Source organism: Mesorhizobium sp. M1328, assembly GCF_040318075.1.
Lineage (GTDB): Bacteria > Pseudomonadota > Alphaproteobacteria > Rhizobiales > Rhizobiaceae > Mesorhizobium.
The window spans coordinates 136,858-161,759 of the sequence record NZ_JAMYLO010000009.1 but is presented as its reverse complement, the minus strand read 5'-3'; the positions used below and the strand labels follow the sequence as shown (position 1 = coordinate 161,759).

22 protein-coding genes, 1 tRNA gene and 1 riboswitch are annotated in these 24,902 nt (G+C 63.2%); of the genes, 12 read left to right on the top strand and 11 right to left on the bottom strand.

Annotated elements, in window-relative coordinates; all coding sequences use genetic code 11:
- Positions 1 to 60: 60 nt before the first annotated feature.
- Both NKH23_RS18045 and mscL read right to left on the bottom strand, forming a co-directional pair.
- On the bottom strand, positions 61 to 1,227 hold the full coding sequence (locus NKH23_RS18045) for a pyridoxal phosphate-dependent aminotransferase (RefSeq protein ID WP_353025673.1): 1,167 nt from the start codon (positions 1,225 to 1,227) through the stop codon (positions 61 to 63).
- A gap of 112 nt (positions 1,228 to 1,339) precedes the next feature.
- Positions 1,340 to 1,762, bottom strand: coding sequence for a large conductance mechanosensitive channel protein MscL (mscL, locus tag NKH23_RS18040; protein WP_352715847.1), 423 nt, complete (start codon positions 1,760 to 1,762; stop codon positions 1,340 to 1,342).
- Positions 1,763 to 1,997: 235 nt separating this feature from the next.
- On the opposite strand from mscL, the gene NKH23_RS18035 reads away from it, so the two are divergent.
- Positions 1,998 to 5,486, top strand: coding sequence for a hybrid sensor histidine kinase/response regulator (locus NKH23_RS18035; RefSeq protein WP_353025671.1), 3,489 nt, complete (start codon positions 1,998 to 2,000; stop codon positions 5,484 to 5,486).
- A 3-nt stretch (positions 5,487 to 5,489) separates the two neighbouring features.
- On the opposite strand, the gene NKH23_RS18030 is transcribed toward NKH23_RS18035, so the two are convergent.
- A complete protein-coding gene (locus NKH23_RS18030) occupies positions 5,490 to 6,143 on the bottom strand; it encodes a response regulator (protein WP_254816346.1) in 654 nt (217 codons plus the stop codon).
- Between the two features lie 128 nt (positions 6,144 to 6,271).
- Positions 6,272 to 6,703 carry a hypothetical protein gene (locus NKH23_RS18025; RefSeq protein WP_352715654.1) on the bottom strand — a complete coding sequence of 144 codons (432 nt, stop codon included), beginning with the start codon at positions 6,701 to 6,703 and terminating at the stop codon, positions 6,272 to 6,274.
- Positions 6,704 to 6,828: 125 nt separating this feature from the next.
- Between NKH23_RS18025 and NKH23_RS18020 the strand changes: the two genes are divergently transcribed.
- A complete protein-coding gene (locus NKH23_RS18020) occupies positions 6,829 to 7,179 on the top strand; it encodes a DUF952 domain-containing protein (RefSeq protein WP_352715656.1) in 351 nt (116 codons plus the stop codon).
- Positions 7,176 to 8,252, top strand: coding sequence for a quinone-dependent dihydroorotate dehydrogenase (locus NKH23_RS18015; protein WP_352715658.1), 1,077 nt, complete (start codon positions 7,176 to 7,178; stop codon positions 8,250 to 8,252). The genes NKH23_RS18020 and NKH23_RS18015 overlap by 4 nt, the downstream gene beginning before the upstream one ends.
- A 3-nt stretch (positions 8,253 to 8,255) precedes the next feature.
- Here the strand turns inward: NKH23_RS18015 and NKH23_RS18010 are convergent, their stop codons facing one another.
- On the bottom strand, positions 8,256 to 9,680 hold the full coding sequence (locus NKH23_RS18010; protein WP_353035123.1) for an MATE family efflux transporter: 1,425 nt from the start codon (positions 9,678 to 9,680) through the stop codon (positions 8,256 to 8,258).
- 50 nt (positions 9,681 to 9,730) lie between these two features.
- Here NKH23_RS18010 and NKH23_RS18005 point away from each other — a divergent pair, with 50 nt between their 5' ends.
- Positions 9,731 to 10,633 (top strand): histone deacetylase family protein, encoded by a 903-nt coding sequence (locus tag NKH23_RS18005; protein ID WP_352715661.1) that lies wholly within the window; start codon positions 9,731 to 9,733, stop codon positions 10,631 to 10,633.
- A gap of 4 nt (positions 10,634 to 10,637) precedes the next feature.
- On the opposite strand, the gene NKH23_RS18000 is transcribed toward NKH23_RS18005, so the two are convergent.
- Positions 10,638 to 10,940, bottom strand: coding sequence for a DUF6460 domain-containing protein (locus NKH23_RS18000; RefSeq protein WP_198030500.1), 303 nt, complete (start codon positions 10,938 to 10,940; stop codon positions 10,638 to 10,640).
- A 92-nt stretch (positions 10,941 to 11,032) separates the two neighbouring features.
- On the opposite strand from NKH23_RS18000, the gene NKH23_RS17995 reads away from it, so the two are divergent.
- A tRNA-Gly gene (locus NKH23_RS17995) sits at positions 11,033 to 11,106 on the top strand.
- 315 nt (positions 11,107 to 11,421) lie between these two features.
- On the opposite strand, the gene NKH23_RS17990 is transcribed toward NKH23_RS17995, so the two are convergent.
- On the bottom strand, positions 11,422 to 12,411 hold the full coding sequence (locus tag NKH23_RS17990; RefSeq protein ID WP_352464898.1) for a LysR family transcriptional regulator: 990 nt from the start codon (positions 12,409 to 12,411) through the stop codon (positions 11,422 to 11,424).
- Between the two features lie 318 nt (positions 12,412 to 12,729).
- On the opposite strand from NKH23_RS17990, the gene chvE reads away from it, so the two are divergent.
- The 5 genes from chvE (at position 12,730) to NKH23_RS17965 (ending at position 18,374) form a co-directional block, all read left to right on the top strand.
- Complete coding sequence (gene chvE / locus NKH23_RS17985; protein WP_254816339.1) at positions 12,730 to 13,794, top strand: multiple monosaccharide ABC transporter substrate-binding protein; 1,065 nt, start codon at positions 12,730 to 12,732, stop codon at positions 13,792 to 13,794.
- A gap of 99 nt (positions 13,795 to 13,893) precedes the next feature.
- The gene (mmsA, locus tag NKH23_RS17980; protein WP_292659527.1) at positions 13,894 to 15,426 is read left to right on the top strand and encodes a multiple monosaccharide ABC transporter ATP-binding protein; all 1,533 of its coding nucleotides are present in this window, start codon (positions 13,894 to 13,896) and stop codon (positions 15,424 to 15,426) included.
- Positions 15,423 to 16,715: a multiple monosaccharide ABC transporter permease gene (gene mmsB, locus NKH23_RS17975; protein WP_292659525.1), complete on the top strand. Its 1,293-nt coding sequence runs from the start codon at positions 15,423 to 15,425 to the stop codon at positions 16,713 to 16,715. The genes mmsA and mmsB overlap by 4 nt, the downstream gene beginning before the upstream one ends.
- 189 nt (positions 16,716 to 16,904) lie before the next feature.
- Positions 16,905 to 17,897: an AraD1 family protein gene (gene araD1 / locus NKH23_RS17970; protein ID WP_352715665.1), complete on the top strand. Its 993-nt coding sequence runs from the start codon at positions 16,905 to 16,907 to the stop codon at positions 17,895 to 17,897.
- A gap of 27 nt (positions 17,898 to 17,924) precedes the next feature.
- Positions 17,925 to 18,374, top strand: coding sequence for a hypothetical protein (locus NKH23_RS17965; protein ID WP_352914266.1), 450 nt, complete (start codon positions 17,925 to 17,927; stop codon positions 18,372 to 18,374).
- Positions 18,375 to 18,408: 34 nt separating this feature from the next.
- Here NKH23_RS17965 and NKH23_RS17960 read toward each other — a convergent pair whose 3' ends face one another.
- Positions 18,409 to 19,503: a 2'-deoxycytidine 5'-triphosphate deaminase gene (locus NKH23_RS17960; protein WP_353025665.1), complete on the bottom strand. Its 1,095-nt coding sequence runs from the start codon at positions 19,501 to 19,503 to the stop codon at positions 18,409 to 18,411.
- Positions 19,504 to 19,638: 135 nt separating this feature from the next.
- A riboswitch (SAM riboswitch) is annotated at positions 19,639 to 19,716 on the top strand.
- A 69-nt stretch (positions 19,717 to 19,785) separates the two neighbouring features.
- Between NKH23_RS17960 and NKH23_RS17955 the strand changes: the two genes are divergently transcribed.
- The gene (locus tag NKH23_RS17955) at positions 19,786 to 20,976 is read left to right on the top strand and encodes an O-succinylhomoserine sulfhydrylase (RefSeq protein WP_353035116.1); all 1,191 of its coding nucleotides are present in this window, start codon (positions 19,786 to 19,788) and stop codon (positions 20,974 to 20,976) included.
- 36 nt (positions 20,977 to 21,012) lie between these two features.
- On the opposite strand, the gene NKH23_RS17950 is transcribed toward NKH23_RS17955, so the two are convergent.
- Complete coding sequence (locus NKH23_RS17950; protein WP_353035114.1) at positions 21,013 to 22,167, bottom strand: ceramide glucosyltransferase; 1,155 nt, start codon at positions 22,165 to 22,167, stop codon at positions 21,013 to 21,015.
- A 228-nt stretch (positions 22,168 to 22,395) separates the two neighbouring features.
- On the opposite strand from NKH23_RS17950, the gene apaG reads away from it, so the two are divergent.
- Positions 22,396 to 22,788, top strand: coding sequence for a Co2+/Mg2+ efflux facilitator ApaG/CorD (gene apaG / locus NKH23_RS17945; protein WP_254816331.1), 393 nt, complete (start codon positions 22,396 to 22,398; stop codon positions 22,786 to 22,788).
- Positions 22,789 to 22,794: 6 nt separating this feature from the next.
- On the opposite strand, the gene NKH23_RS17940 is transcribed toward apaG, so the two are convergent.
- Together NKH23_RS17940 and argF are read right to left on the bottom strand one after the other, a co-directional pair.
- Positions 22,795 to 23,805 (bottom strand): Hsp33 family molecular chaperone, encoded by a 1,011-nt coding sequence (locus NKH23_RS17940; protein WP_352715680.1) that lies wholly within the window; start codon positions 23,803 to 23,805, stop codon positions 22,795 to 22,797.
- A gap of 177 nt (positions 23,806 to 23,982) precedes the next feature.
- Complete coding sequence (argF, locus tag NKH23_RS17935; RefSeq protein ID WP_352914271.1) at positions 23,983 to 24,894, bottom strand: ornithine carbamoyltransferase; 912 nt, start codon at positions 24,892 to 24,894, stop codon at positions 23,983 to 23,985.
- Between the last annotated feature and the right edge of the window lie 8 nt (positions 24,895 to 24,902).

The following is a 24,902-nucleotide window of genomic DNA, read 5'->3' as shown; positions in this document are numbered from 1 at the left end:
GCCTATCGGTGCCGCCTCATTTTTCAGTGCTGCGATGCCTGGCGCGAACCTCAACACACCTCACACACTCTTCATCAATTTCGCCAGCCGGTGCGCGGCTTCCTCGAGCTGGTCGAGACGGCGGTGGAAGCACAGCCTGAGGAAGGCTTCACCGCCGGGGCCGAAGGCGGTGCCGGGAGCCAGGCCGACATTGGCGCGGTCGACCATGTCGAAGGCGGCAGCGCGGGAATCGGTGATGCCGTCGACGGCGAAGAACAGATAGAATGCGCCCTGCGGTACGGTGAACCGGGCCCTGCCGGTTTCGGCGAGAATGCCGCAGACCAAGTCGCGCGCCGCCCTCGCCCGCTCTACCTGTTCGACGATGAAGGCATCGCCCTCGTCGAGCGCGACGACGGCGCCGCGCTGCATGAACTGCGCAACGCCGGAGGTCGAATACTGGACCAGGTTCTCGAACACCTGCTGCAAGGCGGGATGGATCTTGATCCAGCCGATGCGCCAGCCGGTCATCGCCCAGTTCTTGGAAAAGGAATTGACGAACAGGATGCGGTCCTCATCAGCCATGATGTCGATGAAGGACGGCGCGCGGCCATGGCCGTAATGAAACAGCGCGTAGATCTCGTCGGCGATGATCCACAGGCCCCTCTCGCGGGCGAGATCGAGGATCGCCTGCAGCGTTTCCTTGTCGGCGGTCCAGCCGGTCGGGTTGGACGGCGTGTTGACGAACAGCGCCTTGGTTCGCGACGTGATCGCCGCTGCGATCTTGTCGACATCGCAGGACCAGCCATTGCCCGACTGGTCGAGCGTGACCGCGACGGGCACGGCGCCGGCCACCCCGGCGGCGGCGGCGAAGTTCGGCCATGCCGGCGACAGGTAGACGAGTTCGTCGCCCTTGCCGGCCACCGCATCGATGGCCAACTGGATAGCGTGCATGCCGGAGCCGGTGACGATAAATTCTTCGTTGGCGAAAGTCTTGCCGAAATGCCTGGTGTAGTAGCGGGCGAGCGCCTGCCTGAGTTCAGGAATGCCCCGCTGCCAGGTGTAGAAGGTCTCGCCGCCGGCGAGTGCCTTGGCGGCGGCATCGGTGATGAAGGCAGGCGTCGGCAGGTCGCCCTCGCCGGCCCAGAGCGGGATCATGCCGTCGCGGCCGCGGCCACGGTTCATGACGGCGACAATGCCGCTTTCAGGCGCCGCCCGCGCTTCGGCGCGCAGAGTATCGATCAGGGTCATGGATGGATCCGTTTTCGTTTGCTCGACTGCTAGCGTGTTTCAGGGCGGACGAAAACAGAAAACCCCGGCCGCAAGCGACCGGGGTTTTGGTCCAGAAAGGTTCTCGCAGGCGCTATTTTCTGGCGAGGAGATCGCGAATTTCGGTGAGCAGCGCGACGTCGGCTGGCGGCGGAGCGGCCGGGGCGGCCGGTTTCTCGCGCTCCAGACGCTGGCGCAGATTGTTCACCGCCTTGACCATCAGGAAGATGATGAGGGCGAGGATAAGGAAATTCAGCGCCACGGTGATGAAGCTGCCATAGGCGAAGACCGCACCCTGTTTCTTTGCATCAGCCAGCGAGGTTGCATTCACCGCAGAAGACAGGGGTATGAAGTAGTTGTTGAAGTCCAGTCCTCCGAAGATCGCACCTACAATAGGCATGATGATGTCGTCGACCAGCGAGGTGACGATCTTGCCGAAGGCAGCGCCAATGATGACGGCGACGGCCAGGTCCACCACATTGCCCCTGGAAATGAATTCCTGAAACTCTTTCAGCATTCGACTCCTCCTTGTCCTGACCGGCCGTTCTGCCGTCCGCTCCTCCGGCATCGACCGGCAGGCAGAATAGCAAAAACCTGCGGTTGCAACAGGAACAAAAGCTGGTTTCAGCCGGTCACGATTGCCCGACGCAATCGATATGATACGCCGAAAGCCGCGATGGACTCGATCGCCAAGCTGTGATTGCGTCTGCAAGGCCGGATGAAAAAGCCGGCGCAGGGAGGAAGTTCGAGGCGTGCAGGGCTGGTTCATCGTCATCATCGCGATCGCCTATGTGACGTTGCTGTTCGTCATCGCCAGCCTGGGCGACCGCCGCTCGACTTCATCCGGGCCCGGCCGCGCCCGGCCGTTCATCTATGCGCTCAGCCTCGCCATTTACTGCACCTCCTGGACCTTCTTCGGCTCGGTCGGGCTGTCCTCCGAGCGCGGTCTCGAGTTCCTCGGCATCTATATCGGACCGGTCCTGGTGTTCGTGTTCGGCTTTCCGCTGCTGCAGCGCATCGTCAGGCTGGCCAAGACCGAGAAGATCACCTCGATCGCCGACTTTCTCGGTGCCCGCTACGGCAAGAGCTTCGCTGTCGCGGCGATCGCCACGCTGATCGCGACCATCGGCGCCGTGCCCTATATCGCGCTGCAATTGAAGGCGATCTCCGGCTCGGTCAGCCTGATGGTCGAGCACTATACCGGCTCGCCCCCGTCGTTCGATCCGTTCGTCAGCGACATCTCGCTGGTCGTGGCCATGCTGCTGGCGCTGTTTGCGGTGCTGTTCGGCACGCGCCATGCGGATGCCACCGAGCACCAGGACGGACTGGTGCTGGCGGTGGCGGTCGAGACCGTGGTCAAGCTGGCCGCCTTCCTGGCGATCGGCCTGATGGTCATGTTTCTGATCTTCGGCGGGCCGGGCGATATGTTCGACCGGCTCGCCGAAAACACGCAGGTGCGCCAGGCGATGGGCTACAACACCTCACTCGCCACCTGGCTTGTGCTGACATGCCTGAGCGGCTTTGCCATTCTCATGCTGCCGCGCCAGTTCTACGTCACCATCGTCGAGAACCGCAGCGAGGCCGAGCTGCGCACCGCGACATGGGTGTTTCCGCTCTATCTTGTGGCGATCAACCTGTTCGTGCTGCCGATCGCGCTGGCCGGCCTGGAACTGGTCGGCACCAGGACCAGCAGCGACCTCTACGTGCTGTCGCTGCCGCTGTTCAGCGGCCACGACGTGCTGGCGATGGCGGCCTTCATCGGCGGCCTGTCGGCGGCGACCGCGATGGTGATCGTCGAAAGCGTCGCGCTGTCGATCATGATCTCCAACGACTTGGTCATTCCGCTGTTCGTGAGGCGATTGCTGCGGACTACGACATCCGAGAACGAGGACTGGTCGACGCTCATCTTGAATGTGCGACGGGCGGCGATCTTCATCATGCTGTTCATCGCCTTCCTCTACTACCGCGAGAGCACCAACAGCGCGCGGCTGTCCTCGATCGGCCTGATGTCGTTCGCGGCGATCGCGCAGTTCGCGCCGGCAATGATCGGCGGCCTGGTCTGGCGCGGCGCCAACGGAAGGGGGGCGGCACTCGGCATGGTCGCCGGCATCGTCGTCTGGAGCTACACGCTGCTGCTTCCATCGCTCGCCGCGGCCGATACCGGCATCCTCGTCCACGGGCTGTTCGGCTTCGATGCGTTGCGGCCGCAATCCCTGTTCGGCACCGTCGCCGAGCCGCTGAACCATGGCGTGCTGTGGAGCCTGTCTATCAACACGCTGTTTTTTGTGTTCGGCTCACTGTCGCGCGCGTCGGTGCCGCTGGAGCGCATCCAGGCATCGATCTTCGTGCCGCGCGAGGCGGGGCCGCTGCCGAGCCTGCGCCGCTTCCGCACCACCATCACCGTCAACGACCTGAAGGACACGATTGCGCGCTATCTCGGTGTCGAACGCACCGAGCGCTCCTTCCAGTCGTTCGAGAAGAGCAGCGGCACTTCACTGCACGGCAACGAACAGGCCAGCATGGATGTTATCCGCTTCTCCGAGCAGCTTCTGGCCAGTGCCGTCGGCTCCTCTTCGGCGCGGCTGATCCTGTCGCTGCTGCTGCGCCGCAACGACCGCGAATCCAAGGACGCCTTCCGCCTGCTCGACGACGCCACCGAGGCGCTGCAGCACAATCGCGACCTGCTGCAGATCGCACTCGATCAGATGGAGCAGGGCATCACTGTCTTCGACCGCGATTTCCGGTTGATCTGCTGGAACCGCCAGTACCGGGCGCTGTTCGACCTGCCCGACGAGATGGGCCAGGTCGGCGTCTCGCTCGATCGTATCCTGCGCCACCTTGCCGAGCGCGGTGATATACCGGCAGACCAGCGCGTTACCATGCTCAACCGCCTGACCAGCTTCGTCAGCCCCTGGCAGATGGAGTTGAAGACCAGCGGACGCATTCTCGAATTGCGCTCCAATCCGATGCCGGACGGCGGCATCGTCGCCACCTATGCCGACATTTCCGGACGCGTCGAGCAGGATCTGGCGCTGAAGCGCGCCAACGAATCACTGGAACAGCGAGTGAAGAACCGCACCGCCGAGCTCACCCGCGTCAACGAGGAGCTGGCGCAGGCGCAGATGCTGGCCGAGGAGGCCAATCTCGGCAAGACCCGCTTCCTCGCCGCCGCCGGCCACGACATCCTGCAGCCGCTGAACGCCGCCCGCCTCTATTGCTCGTCGCTGATCGAGAAGACCGGCAAGGGACCTGCCGGCAAGGCGGCGATGAACATCGAATCGTCGCTGGAATCGGTCGAGACCATCCTCGGCGCGGTGCTCGACATTTCGCGCCTCGATGCCGGCGCGATGAAGCCGGACGATACGAGCTTCGGCCTCGACGGGCTGCTGCGCCAGATCGGCAACGACTTCCGGCCGCTTGCCGCCGAAAAGAAACTCGAACTCTCGATCATGCCGTCGTCGCTCAGCGTCATGACGGATCGAAATCTGCTGCGCCGGCTGATCCAGAACCTGGTCTCAAACGCCATCAAGTATACGCGCCGTGGCCGTATCCTGGTCGGCGTGCGGCGGCGCGGCGAACTGGCCGAGATCCAGGTTATCGACACTGGCATCGGCATTGCCGGCGACAAGCTCAACACCGTGTTTCGCGAATTCACCCGGCTCGACGAGGGCATGCGCGAGGCGGAAGGCCTCGGCTTGGGGCTCTCCATCGTCGACCGCATCGCCCGCGTCCTGCGCCTCGAAATCCGGATATTCTCCAATCCCGGCAAGGGCACGCGCTTTTCCGTGTTGCTGCCGGTGGTGGCCGTGCAGGCACCGCGGCGCGAGGCCGAGGCGAAGCCGCCTGCCCGTGCCGCGGCCTCGCTTGCCGGGCTGCATGTGCTCTGCATCGACAATGACGGCCGCATCCTCGACGGCATGCGGCTGTTGCTCGAGGGCTGGGGCTGCAGCGTCGACACGCTTTCCGGCGCGGAGGATCTCGACAGGTCCGGTATGCATCGGCCGGACATCGTGCTTGCCGACTATCATCTCGACGACAAGACCGGCCTCGAATTGATCGCCGAGTTGCGTGCGATCCATGGCGAGGACCTGCCGGCCGTGCTGGTCACTGCCGACCGCTCCAGCGAGGTTCGCGCCGCCGCCGGCAGGCTCGACGTGCCGGTGATCAGCAAACCACTGAAACCGGCGATGCTGCGCTCGATGATGGCCAGGGTCAGGCCGCTGGCGCCGGCGGCCGAATAGGAATCAGCCGGCCGTCTGCAACGGGTCGCTGCCGATTTTGGACAAAAGGATCACCGCCTGGGTGCGGCTGTCGACGCCGAGCTTCTGCAGGATGGCCGAGACATGCGCTTTGATCGTCGCTTCAGAGACCCCGAGCTCATAGGCGATCTGCTTGTTGAGCAGTCCCTCGGCCAGCATGCCGAGCACGCGCGTCTGCTGTGGGGTCAGCGCCTGCAGCCGCTTGATCAGGTCGGAAATCTCGGGATCGCGCTCGACGCCGAGATCGACCCCGGCGGGTGCCGCGATATCACCTGCGAGCACCGACTGCACCGCATTGCGGATCTCCTCCATGCTGGCCGATTTGGAGATGAAGCCGGAGGCGCCGAGATCGAGCGCGCGCCGGATCGTCACCGGATCGTCATGCGCCGAGACCACCATCATCGGCACCGCCGGATGGATGCCGCGCAACGAAATCAGGCCGGAAAGACCGCTTGCCCCCGGCATCGAGAGATCGAGCAGCACCAGATCGACATCCTCATTGGCCAGGACCAGCGCCTTGGCGCTTTCGAAATCGCCGGCCTCGTGAATGGCGGCAACATCCCCGATGCCCGCGAGTGCCTCCCTCAATGCACCGCGAAAAAGCGGGTGATCGTCGGCAATGACGAATGTGTAGCCCAACAGTGATATCCCTCCCCGACTCCCATTGGCGATTTTCCGCCTTGCAGGATCTGAACGATTATAACGCTTCGCCTGCTGTTCGGCGTGGCCGGCTTGCTATTCCCGCCCCAGGTCTTTTTGCGAATTGCCTAGGTCTTTTGCGAATTGGGCTTGGCGCCGTCTTCGTCCTTGTCCATGTCCTTGACGATATCCATGAAGCTGCGCAGGAAGCGCTCCATATAGCCCATCGTCTTGTTGAAATCCTCCTCGCTGGGCAAAGTCGATTCGAAACGCGCGGCAAGCGAATTTTCGAGCTTGGCGACGCGTTCGTCGAGCGCCTTCACCGAATTTTGCAGCCGGTCGACCTGATCCTGGAAGGCGGCACGTTCGTCGGCCGCCGTCTTGCAGACGAGCTGACCGGAGCGCTCCTCGCAGAGCGACATGGCGCCGGTTTGCGTATCCATGCGGACATAGCCATTGGCCGATTTTTCCAACCGGTAGCGATCGGCTTCCTCGGAAAAGGCCGACGCCGCGACAAGCGACACCAGTGCTGCGGGGATCAAGACGTGTTTCAGACGCATGTTTTCCTCCATGAGCCAGTTGGCTCAATGTATCACATGTTTGCGCCTGAAATGGGGAAGAGTTCGGAGCCTCCGAAACCCGCTTGCCCCTTCCCCGCATGATCTGTTCGGACTATAGCGCAACCATGTCCGAGATCATCTACAAGATAGTTCCCGAGGCGCTTTGGCGCGAGGCCGAAAGAGAAGGCCGCTTCACCGGCGCGCCGATCGACGTCACCGACGGCTTCATCCATTTTTCCACCGCCGGGCAGGTTCGGGAAACGGCGGCCAGACATTTCGCCGACCGGAGCGGGTTGCTGCTGGTCGCCGTCGACGGGGCGCGTCTCGGCGATGCGCTGAAATATGAGGTCTCGCGCGGCGGCGCCTTGTTCCCGCATCTCTACGGCGCGCTCGGCCTCGATGCGGTCGTTTCGGTGCAGGCATTGCCGCTCGGCGCCGACGGCCGGCATGAATTCCCGGCGCTGGAGGCCGAATGAGCGCGTTCGACCGGATCGGCCAGAAACTGCTGTTCACGCTCGATCCGGAAACCGCGCATGGGCTGTCGATCGCCGCGCTGAGATGCGGGCTGCCGGTCGCCGGTCGTCCGCCGCAGGACAACAGGCTAAAGGTCAGCCTTTGCGGGCTCGATTTCCCGAACCCGCTCGGCATGGCCGCGGGTTACGACAAGAATGCCGAAGTGCCGGACGCGCTGCTCGGCCTCGCTTTCGGCTTCGCCGAGGTCGGCACGATCACACCGCTGCCGCAGACGGGCAATCCGAAGCCGCGCATCTTCCGGCTGCCTTCGGACGGGGCAGTGATCAACCGGCTGGGCTTCAACAATGAGGGCCACGCCGCCGCGGAAAAGCGCCTTGCCACCCGTAAGGGCCGCGCCGGCATCGTCGGAATCAACATAGGGGCCAACAAGGACAGCGCCGACCGCGTCAGTGACTTTGAGAGCGGCGTGATCCGGTTCGCGCGATATGCCAGCTATCTGACAATCAATATCTCCTCGCCGAACACGCCGGGCCTGCGCAACATGCAGGCGCGCGAACAGCTTGGCGAGCTCCTGTCGCGGGTCATGGCCGCGCGTGCGGCGGCACCGGCAAGACCGCCCGTCTTCCTCAAGATCGCGCCGGATCTGGTCGAGGCCGAGCTGGAGGATATCGCCGCCGAGGTCACTGAGAAGCAAATACACGGCGTCATCGTCTCCAACACCACGATCGCGCGAGCCGGCCTGAGCAGCGCCGGCCTTGCCGGCGAGGCCGGCGGGCTTTCGGGGAAACCCTTGTTCGAACGCTCGACGATCGTGCTGGCTAAGATGCGAAAACTGCTTGGGCCGGATCGCGCCATCATCGGCGTCGGCGGCGTGGATTCCGCCGAGACGGCGCTGGAAAAGATTCGTGCCGGCGCCGATCTCGTGCAGCTCTATACCGGCATGATCTATGCCGGGCCTGCGCTGCCGGGACGCATTCTTTCCGGCATGGCCCGTTTCATGGACAGTCATGGGCTGAAGTCGCTGCGCGAGCTTCGCGACAGCCGCCTCGATCACTGGGCAGCGAAACCGCTTTAGCGATCAGCCAAAGGCCGTGCGCATCCGCAGCCGCAATATGGCGAGCAGGCTGAAGCCGCGTACAAGCAGGAACACATGCAACGCCGCCCATAGGCCGTGATTGCCGAAGGCCGGCGACAGGATCAGCAGCGCGGCGCTGAACGCCAGGAACGACACCAGCATCATGTTGCGCATGTCGCGCGACCACGTCGCGCCGATGAAAACCCCGTCCATCTCGAAAGCCAGCGCGCCGCTGAGCGCGGTGAACGCCGCCCAGGGCAAGTAGATGTCGGCAATGGCGCGGACGTCCGTCGAGGTCGTGATCAGGGCGACGAGATCGGTGCCCTCCAGCAGGAGGAAGAGCGTCGCCGTGCCCGCCAGCCCGAGCCCCCAAAGCAGCGTCAGCCGCACCGCCCGGTCGAACGCCGTGGCGGCACGAGCACCGATGGCGCGCCCGGCGAGCTGTTCAGCGGCGGTGGCGAAACCATCGAGGAAATAGCCGGCAATCAGGAAGAGGTTCATCAGCACGGCGTTGGCGGCCAGGGTCAGCGTGCCGAATTGCGCCCCTTGGCGCGTGAACAGCGCGAAGGCGGCGAGCAGCGAAAAGGAGCGGATCATGATATCGCCATTGAGCGACATCATGCGCAGGAATGCCGGCAGATCGAGGACGTGGTGGCGCGGCAACCTGGGCGCCGCCCAAAAGCGCCGGCCGACAATGGCGAGACCAAGCAGCATGGCGACGAATTCGCCGGTGACCGTTGCCGAGGCAACGCCGGCAACGCCCCAGCCGAGCTCCAGGCCAAGCAGGAAGCAGAGGGCGATGTTGATGCCGTTCAGTATCAATTGCAGCATCAGCCCGAGCCCGCCTTCGCCGCGCCCCAGCACGTAACCGAGGATGGCGTAATTGATCAGCGAGAACGGTGCTGCGAGCATCCTGATGTGGATATACACGTCCATCGCCGCGCTGACGCGCGGCTCGGCGCCGATGAACCATTGCCCGGCGGTGGAGACCAGCGGCGCAAGTGCGGCAAGCACAATGCCGGCGACGACCGCGATCAGCACGGCGCGCCAGAACACCGCCTGCTCCTCCAGCGCATCGCCGCGCCCGAAGGCCTGGGCGACCAAGCCGGTGGTGCCGGAGCGCAGGAAGTTGAAGGTGGTGAAGACGACATCGAAGATCAGGGCGCCGGCCGCCAGGCCGCCGAGAAGGGCGGCGTCGCCGAACTGTCCGACCACCGCCGTGTCGACAATTCCGAGCAACGGCGTCGTCAGATAGGCAAGCGTCATCGGCACGGCGATGGCGAGCACCGAGCGGTTGGTGACGACGAAGGCCCTGGCTTCGGGGGCGTGGGCTTCGGTGGGTAAAGCCTGCTCCAAACGCGTGTTGCTTCCTGTTGCCGCTTGATCGGCTAGCCGATGTGCCCCAGTTTGCGGACCTCGCGCAACCATCCACCCCGCTATGGTCAACCGAAACCCGCCTCTGGCGCACCGGCCGTCCCATGCCCTTGCAGATCGTTCATCATCCCGATTACGACGCCGGCTTCGCCGTCAACCACCGCTTCCCGATGAGCAAATATCCGCTGCTGATGGACGCCTTGCGGGCACGCGGCCTGGCGCGGCCCGAAGCGCTCAACATGCCAGCGGCGGCGCGGCCATCATGGCTGAAGCTTGCCCACGCGGCCGACTATGTCGATCAGGTGCTTGCCTGCGAAGTGCCGGTGGGGATCGAGCGCGAGATCGGCTTTCCCGTTGGACCGCGGGTTTCGCTGAGGGCGCAGCTCGCAACGGCCGGCACGGTGCTGGCGGCGCGGCTGGCTTTGCTGAACGGAATCGCCTGCAACACCGCCGGCGGTAGCCATCATGCGCGGCGCGCGCAAGGCGCCGGCTTCTGCACCTTTAACGATGTGGCCGTGGCTGCGCTGGTGCTGCTTGCCGAAGCTGCTGTCCAAAACATCCTGGTGGTCGATCTCGACGTGCATCAGGGCGACGGCACGGCGGATATCCTGAACGACGAGCCGCGCGTGTTTACCTTCTCCATGCATGGCGACCGCAACTACCCCGCGCGCAAGATCGCCTCCGATCTCGATGTCGCCCTGCCCGACGGCGCCGGCGATGCAGCCTATCTGGAGCGGCTGGACGCCACCCTGCCGGAGCTGTCGGCGCGAAGGCGCTGGGACCTCGTCTTCTACAATGCCGGGGTCGATGTCCATGCCGAGGACCGGCTCGGCAGGTTGTCGCTCACGGATGACGGGCTGCGCGCCCGCGACGATATGGTGATCCGCCATTTCCTTACGCTTGGCATACCGGTGTGCGGCGTCATCGGCGGCGGCTATTCAACGGATGTCGCAGCACTTGCCGCACGCCATGCCATCCTGTTCGAGGTGGCCGCTGCCTACGACTGAAAATTCACTTCCGGTAGTTAGCGATCCTGAGCAGGATGAACGCCGGCACGACGATCGCAGCACCGAGCAGGATGTAGCCGAGGAAGCGGTCGATGGCGTGGAAGCCCAAATTCCACAGGTCGATAAAGAATTTGCGGATGCCATAAAGCACGTCCATCGGCGACCAGCCGAAAGCGTTCATGACCAGGCCGACGAGGAACGACACCACAAGCAGCTTCAAGATCACCCGGAGCGGCGTATCGCCGAGAAAGCGGTTCAGTGCGGACAAGGCCTGTCTCCACAGTCGGGTGCCGCGATTCGGGCACATGCCCAGAAATACGCAGTCGACCGCGCTGCATCAAGGCGGCGCCTCAAATCGGATTGCGCATCGGCGCCGGGCCATGATATCGGAGGAACAGCGCGGGTATGATGTAATGGTAGCTTGTCAGCTTCCCAAGCTGAACGCGCGGGTTCGATTCCCGCTACCCGCTCCAGCTTCTGCCCCACTGCATTAAACTTGTTTTGGCCAGGCTGAAAACCAGCGAAATTCACAGGCAATTTTTTTATAGCCCGGCTGGCCGTCTTTCATCTGTTTGGCCGATGTGCCAGTTCGTGGAATATCTCACATTGAGGGTCGGCGGGGCCTCGAATGACCCCAACCGGAAAGTCTACCCTTGGCCCGCTGGCTTCTGCTGGCGGGCTTTTTTAAGCATCACGCAATAGGGGCGGACGTGCATCGGCGCCGCTGCTGGCGGGCCTGTCTGGTCGTCTGGCCGACCACGGGATGCGCCCGCTACCCGCTCCAACCCTCAGCCCACCTCTCGCAGAATAAAATCGTGCAGCATCTTGGCTGCCGGCGACAGCGCGCGGTTCTTTACCGTGATCAGGCTGTAGGGCCTGACCTCGATGTCGAATTCGGTCTGGACAACATCGATGGCGCCGGCCAGGCCTTCCGGGTTCTGGATGAACTTCGCGACCTGGATCGACACCGGCGCGATGGCGTCGGATTGCGCGACCATGACCAGAGTCAATAGCAGCGAGCTGGTGTTGAGGATGCGGTCCGGCAGGGCGATGTTTCGGTTCAGGAAGTTGCTCTCCATCGCCTGGCGCAGCGGCGAACCGCCCGACTGGAAGACCCAGTCATAGGCGGCGGTGTCTTCCAGCCGCACTGCCTTGCCCTTGGTCAGCGGATGGCCGCGGCGCACGATCAGGCAGGCCTTCTCGACGCCGATGACTCGCGCTTCGAACAGCCGCGGATTGAGATCGTCGGGGATGCGGGCGATGATGAAATCGTGGCGCGAGGCGATCAGCTCGCGCGCAAGCACGTTCGAGGTCTCGACCTGCATGGTGATTTCGATGCGCGGATAGAGGCGCCGGATCTCGCGGATCGCCGGCACTGCCAGCTCGATCGCCGGTGCTGTCACCGCGCCCAGAAACACCGAGCCACCCTTGCCCGCCTTGAGCTCGAATATCTCACGGTCGACCTCGCGCATCTCGAGCAGGATCGATCGCGCGCGCCGTGCCAACGCCTTGCCATAAGGCGTCAGCGTGATGCCGCGCGGCAGCCTTTCGCAGAGCTTGACGTCGAGCACGGCCTCCATCTCGGCGATCATGCGCGAGGCGGCCGGCTGCGAGATGTTCATGACCTGGGCCGCGGCACTCACCCGGCCGTGCTCGTCGAGGGCCGCGATCATGCGCATGTGACGCAGGCTCAAGCCGCTGCGCAGCAAGGTTCCGCCATCACCCGGAATCTCATCGTAACCGGCTGATATTCCGCCAGGATTTCGCAGCGCCGCCATGATTTTTTCCCTACTCCTACGCCCGGCGCCCCGGCTGAATCCGGCAGCGTCGTCACTAGCCTAAGCCATATCAGTCTCGATATAGCAACCATCAAAGATCGCATTTGACAGTTATGGCAAAGCGACACACCCTTCGCGCGTCCTGAGACTTGACGATCGGTGACGAGGGAAAATTCGTATCGATTGAAACCAGAGTTTCGGGGCCGATTGGGAGGATACCGGAGATCGATTGACGGCAGCGGCGCGTTTGGCGCTCCTGCACGATTGCGCGGCCCACGAAACCCAAGGGTACGCGTCCATCAACCAGGGAGAGTTAATGTGAAGATTATCAAGACACTGGCCGCCGTCGCGGCCCTAGGCATCGCGGCCATGACGCTGCCGGCGCAGGCGGGCGAAGGCCTGATCGGCGTGCTGATGCCCACCAAGACCTCGCAGCGCTGGATCAACGACGGCGACGCCGTCAAGTCCCAGCTCGAGGCTCTGGGCTACACCGTCGACCTGCAATATGCGCAGGACGACATTCCGAACCAGCTCAGCCAGCTGGAAAACGAAATCACCAAGGGCCCGAAGGCGCTGATCATCGCTTCGATCGACGGCACCACGATGGGCGATGCGCTGCAGAAGGCGAATGACGCAGGCGTTGTCGTCGTCGCTTACGACCGCCTGATCAAGAAGACGCCAAATGTCGACTACTACACCACCTTCGACAATTTCGGCGTCGGCGTCATCCAGGCCAAATCGCTGCTCAAGGGCCTCGGCTATCCCGAGAAGAAGGGTCCGTTCAACATCGAGCTGTTCGGCGGTTCGCCGGACGACAACAATGCGTTCTTCTTCTATAACGGCGCCATGTCGGTTCTTCAGCCGCTGATCGACGATAAGACCCTCGTCGTGAAGTCCGGCCAGATGGGCATGGACAAGGTCGGCACGCTGCGCTGGCTGGCGGCAACCGCCCAGGCCCGCATGGACAATCTGCTCTCCGCCAACTACTCGGACGGCAGCCGCGTCGATGGCGTGCTCTCGCCCTATGACGGCCTGTCGCGCGGCATCATCGCTTCGCTGCGCGCCGTAGGCTACGGTACTGCCGATCAGCCATGGCCGATCGTCACCGGACAGGACGCCGAGACCGCTTCGGTCAAAGCGATCATCGCCGGCGAACAGTATTCGACCGTGTTTAAGGACACCCGCGAACTCGCCAAGGCGACGGTCGAACTCGTCGACAAGGTGCTCTCGGGCGGCAAGCCGGAAGGCCTCGACACCACGACCTACAACAACGATGTCAAGGTCGTTCCCTCGATCCTGTTGACGCCGCATGACGTCGACAAGTCGAACTACCAGGCGCTGGTGGTCGACTCCGGCTACATCAAGGCCGAAGAACTGAAGTAATCGCGGTTACAAAGCCTGGGGTCCTGCGCAGGCAGGGCCCCTTTTCGTTGGCGAGCCAGCCCGGTATTGTTTGCGGACCTCGCAGGAGTGGTATTCTCAATGGCATCGACGATTTTGGAGATGCGCGACATCACCAAGACGTTTCCCGGCGTCAAGGCGCTGTCGAACGTCAAGCTCATGGTCGAGGAAGGCGAGATCCATGCCGTGGTCGGCGAGAACGGCGCCGGCAAGTCGACGCTGATGAAGGTGCTGTCGGGCGTGTATCCGTCCGGCACCTATGACGGCCAGATCATCTATCGCGGCGATGAGTGCCATTTCAAAGGCATCCATGATAGCGAACGCAAGGGCATCGTCATCATCCATCAGGAGCTTGCGCTGGTGCCGATGTTGTCGATTGCCGAAAACATCTTTCTCGGCAACGAGCACGCCAGATACGGCGTCATCGACTGGAATGCCAACGAGACGCGCACCAGCGCCCTGCTCAAGAAGGTCGGCCTCAAGGAAGACCCCAACACGCTGATCACCAATATCGGCGTCGGCAAGCAGCAGCTGGTCGAGATCGCCAAGGCGCTCAGCAAGGAAGTGAAGTTGCTCATTCTCGACGAGCCGACCGCGAGCCTGTCCGAAAAGGACAGCCAGGCGCTGCTCGATCTGCTGCTCGAATTCAAGCGGCAAGGCATCACTTCGATCCTGATCTCGCACAAGCTCAACGAGGTGAACCGGGTCGCCGACAAGGTCACCATCATCCGTGACGGCCGGACCATCGAGACGCTGGCCAAGAAGGACATCTCGGAGGACCGCATCATTACCTCGATGGTCGGCCGTTCGCTCGACGACCGCTATCCGCCGCGCGAGCCGAAGATCGGCGAGACCGTCCTCGAAGTGAAAAACTGGTCGGTCTACCACCCCATCCATGCCGAGCGGCAGGTCATCAAGGGCATCAACCTCAACGCCCGCAAGGGCGAAGTGGTCGGCATTGCCGGGCTCATGGGCGCCGGCCGGACCGAGTTTGCCATGAGCCTGTTCGGCCGGTCCTATGGCCGTCGCATCACCGGCGAGGCGTTCCTTAACGGCAAGCCGATCGATGTCTCTTCGGTGAGCAAGGCGGTGGAGCACGGCATCGCCTACGTTACCGAGGACCGCAAGACCTACGGTCTCAACTTGATCGACCACATCAAGCACAACATCACGCTGGCCAACCTGCCCGGCGTGTCGCGCCACGGCGTGATCGACGATTTGCGCGAGCTCTCGGTCGCCAATGATTATCGCGGCAGGACCAATATCCGAGCCTCGAGCGTCTACCAGATGACCGGCAACCTTTCTGGCGGAAATCAACAGAAGGTGGTGCTGTCGAAATGGCTGTTCGCCAATCCGGAAGTGCTGATTCTCGACGAGCCGACACGCGGTATCGACGTCGGTGCCAAGTATGAAATCTATACGATCATCGCGCGTCTCGCCTCCGAGGGTAAGGCAATCATCGTCATCTCGTCGGAAATGCCCGAACTGCTCGGCATCACCGACCGCATCTACGTCATGAACGAAGGACGCATCGTCGGCGAAATGGCGGCGAGCGACGCCAGCCAGGAAAAGATAATGCGCGCCATCGTCCGCGGAGAAGGAAAAGCATCATGAGCACCGAAAGCGCTCCCGGGCCGCAGACCGGCGTTGCCCAGGACCTACAACAGGGACCTCGCATTGCCGTCTCGGCGCTGGTCACCAACCTGCGCGAATACGGGTTGGTGCTGGCGTTGATCGCAATCATGGTGTTCTTCCAGTTCACCACGTCCGGAACGCTGTTCAAGCCGGTGAACCTCAGCAATCTGGTTCAGCAGAACAGCTTCATCATCGTGATGGCGCTGGGCATGCTTCTGGTGATCGTTTCGGGCCACATCGATCTCAGCGTCGGCTCCGTCGCCGGCTTCATCGGCGCGCTGGCGGCGATGATGATGGTCATCTGGCCGCTTGGCCCGTTGAGCAATCCGCTGGTGGTGTCGATCATCTGCCTGATCGTCGGTGGCGCGATCGGCGCGGCACAAGGCTACTGGATTGCCTATCATCGAATACCGAGCTTCATCGTCACACTGGCGGGCATGCTGATCTTCCGCGGCATCTGCCAGGCGCTGCTGGGTGGCGGGTCTTCCGTGGGGCCGCTCCCCGTCGGCTTCAAGGCGCTCAGTTCCGGCTTCATTCCGGACCTGATCGGCCCATTGACGCTGATACCGCCAACCGTGAACGCCGCCGGCAAAACCATTGTCGGCAGCGGCCTGACGCTGCACCTGACGACGATCGTGATCGGCCTCGTCGCCGTGCTCGCCTATGCCTATTTCGGACTCAGGGCACGGCGCACCCGCGAGAAGCATGGCTACGAAGCCGAGCCCTTCTCGCTGTTCGTCGTCAAGACCCTGGTGATCAGCGCGCTGGCGCTGTTTCTCGTCTACCAATTCGCCACCTATAGGGGTCTCCCCATCGTTCTCATGGTGATGGGCGTGCTGATCGCGTTGTTCGTCTTCGTTACCAAACGCATGACGATCGGCCGTCGCATCTATGCGATGGGCGGCAATGCCAAGGCAGCCCAGCTATCGGGCATCAAGACCGAACGGCTGACGTTGATGGTGTTCATCAATATGGGCGTGCTGTCGGCACTCGGCGGCCTGATTATCGCTGCGCGCCTGGGCCAGGCTGTGCCGGCGGCGGGCCTCGGCAGCGAGCTTGACGTCATCGCCGCGGTGTTCATCGGTGGCGCTTCGGCGATGGGCGGTGTCGGCCAGGTCATCGGCGCGGTGGTCGGCGGCTTTATCATGGGCGTCATGAACAACGGCATGTCGATCATGGGCGTCAATGTCGACTGGCAGCAGGTGGTCAAAGGCCTGGTGCTGCTCGGCGCCGTCGTCTTCGACGTCTACAACAAGAACAAGGCTTGAGAGGCAACCAGGAGGCATACGGGTCATATCGCGGCGCTGCCGGGCGACGCGAAAAAGTCCCCCGAAGGACCTGATCCGCGAGCGCAATCCGGACGAAGAATTTCAACCGAGGCGAGGACAGGGTCCGGGCCGCGCAGGGTAGGGTTTGCCGAGAAAGGCAGGCCAGCCCGCAATTCAGAGAGGGTTACCATGCTGATCTCACAGATCCTCGACGACGCCGAGACGATCCGCGTCGTTGCCCGCAACGGCGGCAAGACCCGCGTCATCAACGGCGCCCGCAGCGTCTATTCGCTGGCGATGGAGGCCGCGCGCACCGGCAGCGGGCTTGTCGCCCTGATCGAGCGCAAGGGCTTTGGCGAAACCGTCGATCTCGACGCAGCCTACAAGAAGGGGCGGCTGCTGTCGCCGATCAACCATCCCGATCCGGCGCATCTCCATCTCACCGGCACCGGGCTGACGCATCTCGGCTCCGCCGCGACCCGCGATTCCATGCATAAGAAGCTCAGCACGGACGGCGAGGAACAGCTGACCGATTCCATGAAGATGTTCCGCATGGGGCTTGAGGGCGGCAAGCCGGCGAAGGGCCAGACTGGCGTGCAGCCGGAATGGTTCTACAAGGGCAATGGCACCATGGCAGTGGCGCCCGGGGCGCCGCTTATGTCGCCGGCCTTCGCCCAGGATGCCGGCGAGGAGCCGGAAATCGCCGGTATCTATGTGATCGGCGACGACGGCGCCCCGTTCCGCGTCGGCTTCACGCTGTCGAACGAGTTTTCCGACCACGTCACCGAGCGCGTGAACTATCTCTTCCTTGCCCATTCCAAGCTGCGCAACGCTTCGTTCGGGCCCGAAATCCTGATCGGCGATCTGCCGTCCGACATCCGCGGCGCCTCACGCATCCTGCGTGACGGCAAGCTGCTTTGGGAAAAGCCGTTCCTGTCGGGCGAGGCGAACATGTCGCACACCATTGGCAATCTCGAGCATCACCACTTCAAATACTCGGCCTTCCGCCAGCCGGGCGACGTGCATGTGCACATGTTCGGCACGGCGACGCTGTCCTTCGCCGACGGCATCAGGACCGAGGCCGGCGACGTGTTCGAAATCGAGGCCCAGGATTTCGGCCTGCCGCTGCGCAACCCGCTTGAAATCGAGCAGCCGGTGAAGGTGGCGGTGAAGGCGTTGTAAACTGGTGACAGAATTCAGGGGCGAAAGATGAACGGCCTGCGGATTGGCACTGTGTTCGTAAGTTTAGTCCTGTTCCTCGCCTATTTCTCCCCAGCGGCTTACAGCGCCGGACAATGCAGCGCAAAATCCTATCGCGAAGCCCGGATGTCGATGACTAACCGGCTTCTGGCCACCGGCTATTCGAAATCGCAAGTGAGCTTTCTGATGCGCAACGCGGATCGCATGACGTCCGCACTCCGCGCTGACAGAATGAACGACAATGGCAGAGCCTGCGGTATCGACTCCGCCAGAGCCCATGTGCTGGGATGTCTCGGCAAGCAGTTGTTCCCCTTGCAGTCCAGCTCAAGCGCCTCACTTGACGAGAAGCAAACCAGAGGATTTTGGGGGAAGAAGCGATTGGCAGTGCGAGAACTGCTCTTTATCGGTCAGTTTCATGGCTGCCTTGGCGCCGCGAAAGAATATCTGTTTCGCGGCTGACGGCTTGTTCGCGGCTGACGGCTTGCGAACAAGCTCAGCGCGCGGCGCGGAAATGCTTGGACAGTTTCAGGCCCTGCGCCTGATAGTTCGAGCCGAGATCTGTGCCGTAGAGCGCTTGCGGCCGTTTCAGCATGTGCTCGTAGACTAGCCGCCCGACGATCTGGCCGTGGTCGAGGATGAACGGCACTTCATGGCTGCGTACCTCGAGCACCGCCCGGCTGCCGGTGCCGCCCGACGCCGAATGGCCGAAACCCGGGTCGAAGAAACCGGCATAATGGACGCGGAACTCGCCGACCAGCGGATCGAAGGGCGTCATTTCGGCGGCGTAGAGCGGCGGCACATGCACCGCCTCGCGCGACACCAGAATATAGAATTCGTCCGGATCGAGCACCAGCTCGCCGGCACCGCTCTTGTAGAGCGGCTCCCAGAAATCGACGACATCCTGCGCGGCGCGCTTGTCGACGTCGACCAGGCCGGTGTGGTGCTTGCCGCGATAGCCGACCAGCCCGTCCTTGTCGCCGTCGAGATCGATCGACAGCGCGATGCCACCGCCTGAGATATTGGGTGGTTCGGTGGCGACCAGCATTTCGGCGCGGTGCAACTCGTGCAGCTCGCTTTCCGACAAAAGCGCATTGCCGGTGCGGAACCTGATCTGCGACAGCCGCGAGCCGGTCCGCACCACGATCGGGAAGGTGCGCGGGCTGACCTCCAGATAGAGCGGGCCTTCATAGCCGGCGGCGATCTTGTCGAACTCGTGGCCGCGATCGGTCATTACCCGGGTGAAGATATCGAGCCGTCCGGTCGAGCTTTTCGGGTTGGCGGAGGCGGAAATATGCACGGGCAGCGCCAGGCTTTCGAGCAGCGGCACGATGTAGACGCAGCCGGTTTCCAGCACGGCACCATCGGCGAGGTTGATCTCGTGCAGCTTCAGCCGGTCGAGCTTATCGACAACCCTGTGGTCCGGGCCGGGCAAGAAGGAAGCACGCACCCGCCAGGCCTTGTCGCCGAGCCTGAGGTCAAGGCTGGCCGGCTGGATCTGATCGGCATCGAGCGTGCGCGGCGATTTCAGCGCGCCCGACTGGAACAGCGCGGAAATATCCTGATCGGGAAGAATGCCTGTCTGCCGCAAGGGTCTGGCTCCGTTCGAACGCCGGGCGAGGTCTTGTTCTGTCGCAGGTCCGACCGTGGACGCCTTTGGCACCTGCTTGGTACAACCCTCTTAATCATGCCGGCAATTGACGCAAGCGTGGCGCGGGTCTAAAGGTCGTTATCCCGTGGTGATTTGGCCGGTCGGCTTGCAGCCACGTTAAACAAGTCGCTAAAGGACCGTCGGGCCGCAAGGCCATATGGACCGGTTGCGACTTTCGCGACCGGTTTTTTGTTGTTTGGACCATTTTTGGTGTTGGATAGAATGATGAACAAGAAGCGCGACTGGAAGCCTCAGACCGCACTCGTGCATGCCGGGACGCTGCGTTCCGGCTTCGGCGAGACCTCCGAGGCGATGTATCTCACCCAAGGCTATGTCTACGAGACGGCGCAAGCGGCGGAAGCCCGCTTCAAGGGCGAGGAGCCGGGCTTCATCTATTCGCGCTATGCCAACCCGACCGTCGACATGTTTGAAAAACGCATGTGCGCGCTGGAAGGCGCCGAGGACGCGCGCGCCACGGCATCCGGCATGGCGGCGGTGACGGCAGCACTGCTGTGCAGCGCCAAGGCGGGCGACCATATCGTCGCGGCGCGCGCGCTGTTCGGCTCCTGCCGCTGGGTGGTCGAGACGCTGGCGCCGAAATACGGCATCGAGGCAACACTGGTCGACGGCACAGACATCGCCAGTTGGGAAAAGGCGGTCAAGCCGAACACCAAACTGTTCTTCCTGGAAAGCCCGACCAATCCGACGCTGGAGGTGGTCGACATCGCCGCCGTCGCCGCACTTGCCAACTCGATTGGCGCCAGGCTGATCGTCGACAATGTCTTCGCCACGCCCTTGCAGCAGAAACCCCTGCAGCTCGGCGCCCACATCGTCGTCTACTCCGCGACCAAGCATATTGATGGCCAGGGGCGCTGTCTTGGCGGCATCGTCCTGTCGGACAAGAAATGGATCGACGAGAACCTGCACGACTATTTCCGCCACACCGGCCCCAGCCTCTCGCCCTTCAATGCCTGGACGCTGCTGAAAGGCCTGGAGACGCTGCCGCTGCGCGTACGTCAGCAGACGGAAAGTGCCGGCCGCATCGCGGATTTCCTCGCCGAGCGCCCGCAAATCGCCCGCGTCATCTATCCCGGCCGCGCCGACCACCCGCAAGCGGCCGTGGTCCAGAAGCAGATGTCGGGCGGCTCGACGCTGATCTGCCTGGATGTGAAGGGCGGCAAGCAGGCGGCCTTTGCCTTCCAGAACGCACTCGACATCGTGCTGATTTCCAACAATCTCGGCGATGCCAAGAGCCTGATCACCCATCCGGCGACGACGACGCACAAGAACTTGACCGATGAGGCTCGCGCCGAGCTCGGTATCGGACCGGGAACGCTCAGGCTTTCCGTCGGCCTGGAAGATGCCAACGATCTGCTCGAAGATATCGAGCAAGCGCTGAGAGCTGCCGGATAAGGACTGGCCGAACAGAGGCGAGCGGGGATGCGCCGATCAGGCGCCGGACGGGGTCTCTTCCAGCTCCGCGACGGCCTTGGTCTGGATGGTCATCACGTTGCCGCGCCAGTCGACGGCGCCGCTCAGCCATCCGCGCGCCCAAATGGCGGGAAGCATCAGGTCTCGCGCCATCATCGCCGGGATCGTGCGCGGCGACAGGTGCCATCCCTTGGCCGAGGCCAAGACGCATTCCGGCAGGTAGGCCGCGACCAGCACGGCGATGGCGGTTGCCGGCAGGCTGACGCCGGCGTCAGCCGCGGCGATCAGCGCAAGCACCAGCGGCGGCGCCGCGCCGATCAGGATTTCGGGGGCAAAGAACAGTGCAAAGGTGACGCGGCGCAGCCGCGCCCAGCGCGCCTGCCGCGACCAGATCTCGCCAAGCGTGCGCCGGCCGAGCGGCTGTTCGAAGGGCGAGGCGACAAGATTGACCCGCAGTCCGAGCCCGTTGACCAGCTTGGTCGCGGCGGCGTCCTCGGCGATCTCGGCAGCAAGCGCGCGGATGCCGCCATTGGCATCGAGCATCGGCTTGTTCCACAACATGCTCTTGCCCTGCGCGAAGCCGAGGCCGAGCGCCTCTCCAGCGTACTGCCAGCGTGCCTGCAGCGTGTTGAGAAAGGCGCATTCGACCTCCCCCCAAAACCCGCCCGGCCGCGAGCCGATCGGCGTCGAGCAGACGAGGCCGGTATCGGGCCGCCATGCCGCCATCAGCTGTTGGACATAATCGCTCGGCATAAGCACGTTGGAATCGGCAAGGATGACCCAGCGATAATGGGCCGCCTCCCAACCCTTCACGCAATTATTGAGTTTTGGATTGCCGCTGATGCGGTCGTCACCGACTAGAAGGCGGGCGCGAATAGCTGGAAACCGCGCCATTGCGGCGGTGATCGGCTTGACCACCGGGTCATCGGTATGGGCGACGCAGAAGATGAGTTCGTAGCGCGGCCAGTCGAGGGAGAAGGCGCGCTCCAGAGTCTCTTCGGCAAACGGCTCGACGCCGCGCGCCGGGACGACGATCGATACCGGCGGCGCGTCGGCCGCGGGCGGTGCAATCCTGGCTGGTCGCTTCAGCTTCAGCGAAGCTAACAGGATGCTGGCGAGATTTGAAAGAAGGAGGGCTATGGAAAGGAGGGCGGCTGCGAATGTCGGTTCCATCGAGATCTGGTCACTCCAGAAATGCCGGCCGCATGACGGCCGTTTTCAACAATTCGACAAAACGCTGAGTCGCCCAGCACAAGCCTGCACACCATCATTGTCATGTGTCACTCAAATGACATTGTTTTTCGGCACCTGCGCTTGAGATCGGGCAAGAAGATGCCGCGCATCGTTGACCAAACTGCGCTGAGCATCGAAAGTTCCATCTACATTGCTTTGGAGCAGTTCATGTACAGCGCCGTCACCCGCAACATCGAAGTGCAGGTCAGGCCGTTCTATCTGGAGGATCACTCCGACCCGCCGCAAAACCGCTATGTCTGGGGCTACCAGGTGACCATCGACAATCAGTCGGATGAGTTCGTGCAGCTTCTATCACGCTACTGGCACATTACCGACGGCACCGGCAAGGTCGAGGAAGTGCGCGGTCCCGGGGTCGTCGGCGAGCAACCCGGACTCAACCCCGGCGACAGCTATCAGTATACGTCTGGATGCCCGCTCTCGACCCCGTCCGGCATCATGGTCGGGCACTACACAATGCGCAACAAACGGGGCGAGACGTTCGACGTTGCCATCCCCGCCTTCTCGCTCGATTTGCCAGGCACGCGGCGCACCGTCAATTGAGGCTCGTCATCCAGCCGCTGCAAACTCCGCCGGGTCGAAGTCATATTGCTTCGAGCAGAATTCGCAGGCGACGTGAATGCTGCCATCCTCGGTGCTGTCCCTGATCTCCTCGGCGGAAAAGCCTTCGAGGATGCCGCGGATCTTCTCCCTCGAGCATGAGCACTGGTCGGCGACCGGCACCCCGCCGAAGACGCGGACGCCATGCTCGTGGAAAAGCCGGTAAAGCAGCCGTTCGGCGCCGATCGTCGGATCGATCAGCTCGGTCGGTTCAATGGTACCAAGCAGCGCCAGCAGCTCCTGCCAGGAATTGTCGGTCGGGTCGTGGATTTCCTCACGCGGATCGCCGTCGCCACCGGGAAGGTCGGGTACGCGCATGCGCTCCGCCGACTGCGGCAGGAATTGTGCCAGCAAGCCACCGGCCCGCCATTGCTCGCGGGCACCGCCGACGCCGGGCGTCAGAAGCTTGGCAACCGAAAGCCGGAGGTCGGTCGGAATCTGCTCCGACTGGCGGAAATAGGTGCGTGCGGCATCTTCCAGTGTGACGCCGTCGAGCTGGACGATGCCCTGGTAGCGTTGCGTGTGAGCGCCCTGGTCGATGGTCAGCGCCAGGACGCCGCTGCCGAGCAGCGTCTGCGGTGACGTCTCGCCGGCAGAAGTCAAAGCCTGCAGCCGGTCGGCATCGAAGCGGGCATAAGCGCGCAGCGCGTGCGGCGTGGAGAAATCCGCGACCAGCATGTCGACCGGCCCGTCGGTGCGGGTCTGCAGAATGAACTTACCCTCGAACTTCAGCGAAGTTCCGAGCAATACCGTCAGCACACAGGCTTCGGCCAGGAGCCGGGCGACCGGCTCGGGATAGTCGTGGCGGCTGAGAATAGCGTCGAGCATCGACCCGAGCTGGACGGTGCGGCCGCGCACGTCGAGCGGGCCGACCTCGAACGGCACGACATGGTCGTCGCCGGCGTAGCCGAATTCGCCGAGCTTGGGTTTATGTTCAGCCAATTGATGAGTTTCCAACATGACAAAGCTCCGGGGCGCGGCGATGCCGCCCTCCGGGGCGCATGCGACGAGACGCGCTCGATTTGCGTGATGCGCCTGAGATAGGCACCACCCACTTCCGGATCAAGGCGGCCCGGATCAAGGCGGCGCAGATCAAGGCGGCGCGGATCAGGCCGGCCCGGATCACCGCGGCCCGTATCAAGCGCCCAGGCACCAGGCCAAGACCGCCTTCTGGGCATGGAGCCGGTTCTCGGCCTCATCGAACACCACCGAATGCGGCCCGTCGATGACCTCGTCGGTAACCTCCTCACCGCGATGCGCCGGCAGACAGTGCATGAACAGCGCGTCCGGCTTGGCTTTCGCCATCAGTGCCGCATTGACCTGATAGGGCAAGAAGACATTGTGGCCGCGGGCACGGTGCTCCTGGCCCATCGACACCCAGCAGTCGGTGACGATGCAGTCGGCCTCGTGAACGGCCTCCTCGGGCGAACGGGTGAATTTCAGCTTGCCGCCATTGGCTTTCGACCAGTCGACATGTTTCTGAGCCGGTTCGCTGCCCTCGGGCACGGCGACGTTCAGCTTGAAGCGGAACCGCGCAGAAGCCTCCAGCAGCGAATGCAGCACGTTGTTGCCGTCGCCGGTCCAGGCGATCGTCTTGCCGGCCACCGGACCGCGATGCTCTTCGAAGGTCATGATGTCGGCCATCAGCTGGCAGGGATGGGTCTCGTCGGTCAGCCCGTTGATGACGGGGACCGTAGCGTTTTCCGTCAGTTCCAGCAGCCGGTCATGCGAGGTGGTGCGGATCATGATGGCATCGACATAGCGCGACAGCACCTTGGCCGTGTCGGCAATGGTCTCGGAACGGCCAAGCTGCATCTCGGTGCCGGTCAGCATGATCGTCTCGCCACCCAACTGCCGCATACCGACGTCGAACGACACGCGCGTGCGCGTCGACGGCTTGTCGAAGATCATTGCCAGCACCTTTCCTTCGAGCGGCTTGGTGCGTTCGCCGGCCTTGAGCCTTGCCTTTCGCACAGCTGCGTCGTCGAGCATGAAGCGCAGATCGCCTTCGGAAACGGCGGAAAGATCGGTGAAATGGCGAAGGGACATCAGGAATT